General features: G+C 59.3%; 5 protein-coding genes. 3 read left to right on the top strand and 2 right to left on the bottom strand.

The features are described from left to right. Window positions 1–169: 169 nt before the first annotated feature. The gene (surE, locus tag NW841_RS01280; RefSeq protein WP_414385021.1) at window positions 170–949 is read right to left on the bottom strand and encodes a 5'/3'-nucleotidase SurE; all 780 of its coding nucleotides are present in this window, start codon (window positions 947–949) and stop codon (window positions 170–172) included. A 343-nt stretch (window positions 950–1,292) separates the two neighbouring features. On the opposite strand from surE, the gene NW841_RS01275 reads away from it, so the two are divergent. Further along, window positions 1,293–1,958, top strand: a complete 666-nt coding sequence (locus NW841_RS01275; protein WP_414366166.1) for a Crp/Fnr family transcriptional regulator — start codon at window positions 1,293–1,295, stop codon at window positions 1,956–1,958. 3 nt (window positions 1,959–1,961) lie between these two features. Beyond that, complete coding sequence (locus tag NW841_RS01270) at window positions 1,962–2,831, top strand: alpha/beta fold hydrolase (protein WP_414385019.1); 870 nt, start codon at window positions 1,962–1,964, stop codon at window positions 2,829–2,831. Here NW841_RS01270 and NW841_RS01265 read toward each other — a convergent pair. Next, a complete protein-coding gene (locus NW841_RS01265; protein WP_414385016.1) occupies window positions 2,771–3,373 on the bottom strand; it encodes a DUF2518 family protein in 603 nt (200 codons plus the stop codon). The genes NW841_RS01270 and NW841_RS01265 overlap by 61 nt on opposite strands. Window positions 3,374–3,710: 337 nt before the next feature. Between NW841_RS01265 and NW841_RS01260 the strand changes: the two genes are divergently transcribed. Then, the coding region (locus NW841_RS01260; protein WP_414385014.1) for a dynamin family protein at window positions 3,711–4,000 on the top strand (290 nt) is incomplete at its 3' end.

Below are 4,000 nucleotides of genomic sequence, written 5' to 3'. Positions count from 1 at the left end.
GCCACTTTTACCCCTGCAGAGTTGGAGGTGGTGCGGCGAGGTACGCGCCTATCGGTGATGCCCGTTTCCCAAGCTGTTGCAGAGCGGCTGCTGGCCTTGGCGACCTCTTCTCCCTAGCTCTACCAGGTTGGAGCAAGCTAGCCGGGACTCCCTATCCTTGCCAAAACCTTCAAAAGCCAAAGGCTGAGAGGCCCCAGCGCTGCAAGCTCTCGAAAGCGGCGTAGGCCGTTAAATCCGGCTGCAAGGGCGTAATCGACACATAGCCTTCGGCAACCGCCCGCACATCGGAGCAGGGATCCACCTCCTCTTCCACCACCTCTCCTGCCAGCCAGTAGTAGGCCTTGCCACGGGGATCTACCCGTTTCTCGTAGAGATCCGTGTACTTGCGCCAGGCTAGGCGGGCCAAGACCATGCCGCGTATTTCAGCCAGCTCTAGCGGGGGCACGTTGATGTTCAACAGCATCGGCTTCTCTAAAGGCTTCAGGCTCAGCTTCTCCAGCAGCGTCAGCACCACTTGGGCCGCCGGCTGAAAATCCTGGTGGGTAAAGCTGGCCAGGCTCACCGCTAGGCTGGGGATCCCTTCCAATAGCCCTTCCATGGCCGCTGAGACGGTGCCGGAGTAGAGCACATCGGTGCCCAAATTGGCTCCCTGATTGATGCCGGAAATCACCCAATCGGGAGGATGATCCAGTAGCCCGTCCAGACCCAGCTTGACACAGTCCGAAGGCGTGCCCGAACAGGCCCAGGCTTGCACCTCAGGGGGGAACCCCTCCCGCACCGGATCCAGCCTTAGAGGCTTGTGCAAGGTTAGGGCATGGCCAGTGGCCGAGCGCTCCCGATCCGGGCAGACTACCGTCACCTGGTGCCCGCCTATCTGAGCCAGCGCTGCCGCTAAACACCGCACTCCCGCCGCTTGGATGCCGTCATCGTTGCTCACGAGAATGTTCATCGGTGCCCCTCCTCACCGCCTCCAAGCAACCCGGCTGCCCTCATCATGCTATCTGCTGCCAAGCCTACAGCCGGCCAGGAGCCAGGAAAAAACGAAGAGTGCGGCTTCCGCATGTTATCATTGAGCGTAGCCCTGTGAACAACATCCGTATAACCACGGTGTTGTTCTATGAATCTTAAGTGTCATTATGAAGCTAAGGTAAAGCCACTGCCGAAGTTCCCTTCCTCCTGGTTTATCCTTCCGCTAGGGTCTGGCCTTTTCTTTCAAACTCTTTTGATGGCTCGATGGAGCGGAAGAGGCGGCAAAGTTCATCTAGTTACTCAATTGACAGGAAGCCTATCCCATGTCCCTAGTTTCCATCACATCGGCAGCGGAGGCTCAGGAATGGCGGGAACTCTGCCAGTGGGCCGAAGAGCACTACCGCTGTCGCACTTTTCCCAAGGACGTGCGCATCCCCACCCGTCCGGGCCTGGTCTACATCCCCCAAGAAGGCGTGGTGCGCCTAGTTAGCCAAACGCCGGAGCGGCGGGAGGTTTTTGTCGGGTTTATCACACCCGGCGTGCCCTTTGAGCTGAGCAACCCGGAGCGCTTTGAGCTAAAAGCTTGCACCCATGTCGATCGCACCACGGTAATGTGGTTTTACTGGCAGGATCTGGAGCAGTGGCCCTATCTGCACCAGAAAGTTCAAGAAAGCTTCCGTCAGCAACTGCAACGCAAGTTGCTTTGGTTAGGCAACTTGGGCCAACGGCGTGCCATTGACCGCCTGAAGGGCTTCCTAACGCTGTTGATTGAAGAGTACGGGCAGCCCTGTGAACAGGGGATGTACCTCCCTTGGACACTCACCCACGCCCAGATTGGGGACGCCATTGGGGCGACCCGTGTAACGGTTACTCGCTTGCTGGGATCCCTGCGCTCGAAAGGGTTTGTGCAGGTGCTGGATCAAAACTTAATTTGCCTTCCCAACGGGGTGAAGCTGCAGTCCGTGCCAAAAAAGGCGGCTAGCGCCTAAGCTATGGGCCTGCAGCTCTACTACCGTGCCTGGGGCAAAGGGATCCCTTCCCTGCCCATCCTGCTGCTCCACGGCCATCCGGGCAATGCTGACTGCATGGAAGTCTTTGCTGAGGCGGTGGCGGGGATGCACCCCTGTGTGGCGCCGGATCTGCGCGGCTATGGGCGTTCGCAGGTACGGGATCCCTTTGAGATGGCAACTCACCTAGAGGACTTGCAGGAGCTGCTGGATTGCCTGGGCTGGCAGGAGTGTCTGGTGTTGGGCTGGTCGTTGGGTGGGATCCTGGCCCTGGAGTTGGCCTTGCGCCTGCCGCAGCGGGTCAAGGGCTTGGTTTTGGTAGCCAGCGCCGCCTGTCCTCGTAGCAACCATCCCCCCATCACCGTTTGGGATCAGCTTAACACCGGCATTGCTTCGCTGCTCAACTGGCTTTGGCCCGGCTGGAGTTGGAACATCAACACCTTTGGCCGCCGCTCTCTTTACCGCTACCTCATCCAGCAACACACCCCAACCGCCTATCGCTATCTGGCCCAGGCAGCTTTGCCTGCCTATCTGCACACCTCTCACCAAGCCCGCCGCGCTTTGCGCACCGCCCTGCAACAGGGCTACAACCGTGAGGGGGAGCTGCAGCAGCTGCGCCTACCTGTGTTGCTCCTGGCCGGTGAGCGGGATCGCCACATCACCGCCGCTAGCAGCTTGGCCACCGCCCGCCTTCTACCCCAGTGCACCTGCATTGTCTATCCCGATGTGGCCCACCTCTTCCCGTGGGAGATCCCTGAACAGGTAGGACGGGATCTGCGTCGCTGGCTTAGCGCTCAGGACTGGGACAAAGGGAGCTCTTCTAACCCACCCTCAGCGGGGGAAGCCGCAGCTTGAACTTGGACCAGCTTGCGCAGCCGGGCAAAAGCTTCTTCCTCCAGCCGGATCTGCTGCTGCTGCTGTTCTTCCGGGGTGCGCAGGCGTTTCCCCAGCGGCTGTTGCAGCGTGCCCAAAAGTAAGGGCTCGGAGACGCCCGGCTCAGGATGGATGACGGTGCGGGCCTGCAGGGTAAATACCGGCGAGCCGGTGGAGAAGCGACCGGAGGACGCCAAATCGCTGGCCGCCTGCTTCAGCGTGAGGATCAGGTGCTCTGGGGTAATGTCCGGGCTGACGGCGATGACCGCCCGCTCTGCCCCTTGGTCATAGACCGTGGTGTAGGGGGCAGCGCCGGGAATGCGGGAGCGAAAGATCGGCCCCAAACTGAGGGCAAAACAGCCCGCCGTCAAAACCAGCGTAAAGGCCGTGTAGCCCACCAGCGAAAACTTCCACGGCCAGTTGCGGAGCCAGGCCAGCAGGGTAAGCAGAGCCAGCAGACCCGCCACCCCCAGCCCCACCTGGGTGGCAGAGGCGAAGAAAGATTGCAAGGATCCATCCATCATTTACAGGGAGAAGGAGTTCGGACTCAGCAGTCTCATCTTAAGCAATCTGGCAATCCTCTCAACTGCTTGCTGGCTCTAGCCGGGAGGAGATAGGCTTGCGGCTCCATCTGCCAAACTAGCTCTCGCTGATCCCAGAAGTGCCGGCAGCTCTGTGCCTTTTAGAACTGTTTTTTATGCTACTGAATGAGCATTGCTGGCAAGAAGAACGCTGAAAACAATGCGAAGGAAACGAACGACGGTATCAGCAAGATGGATATAATGCCAGCGAAGCGGCTTGAGAACTGTTGGCATGTCATCTTCAACCCTATCTGATGGAGCGCATCACCGGCTTGATTCTATGGATCCCTCGGTAGCTTTGCAGACCGCGAGAGACTCACTATTTGACCTCGGCAACCTCACCGCTGGGATCGTTAACGAATACCACGACGTAGTCAGCAACTCCGTGCTGCTGGAGAAGCTGGAGGACTTTCGGGTTGTCTACGAAGAGGCCGATGCCCGCCTGCGGAAGCCCTCCTTCCGGATTGCCACCATTGGCACCACCTCTTCAGGCAAGTCCACCATTGTCAACGCTCTCATTGGTCGGAAAATCGCGCCTATCGAGGCCCAGGAGATGAGTGCCGGAATCCT

The organism is Synechococcus sp. H60.3, from assembly GCF_047462295.1.
Lineage (GTDB): Bacteria > Cyanobacteriota > Cyanobacteriia > Thermostichales > Thermostichaceae > Thermostichus.
Note: the sequence above shows the minus strand (reverse complement) of the source record. Positions and strands in the feature narration are given on the sequence as shown.

Coding starts and splice junctions, on each gene's coding strand:
- NW841_RS01270 (WP_414385019.1), top strand. CDS start 1,962: ATGGGCCTGCAGCTCTACTACCGTGCCTGGGGCAAAGGGATCCCTTCC.
- surE (WP_414385021.1), bottom strand. CDS start 949: ATGAACATTCTCGTGAGCAACGATGACGGCATCCAAGCGGCGGGAGTG.
- NW841_RS01275 (WP_414366166.1), top strand. CDS start 1,293: ATGTCCCTAGTTTCCATCACATCGGCAGCGGAGGCTCAGGAATGGCGG.
- NW841_RS01265 (WP_414385016.1), bottom strand. CDS start 3,373: ATGATGGATGGATCCTTGCAATCTTTCTTCGCCTCTGCCACCCAGGTG.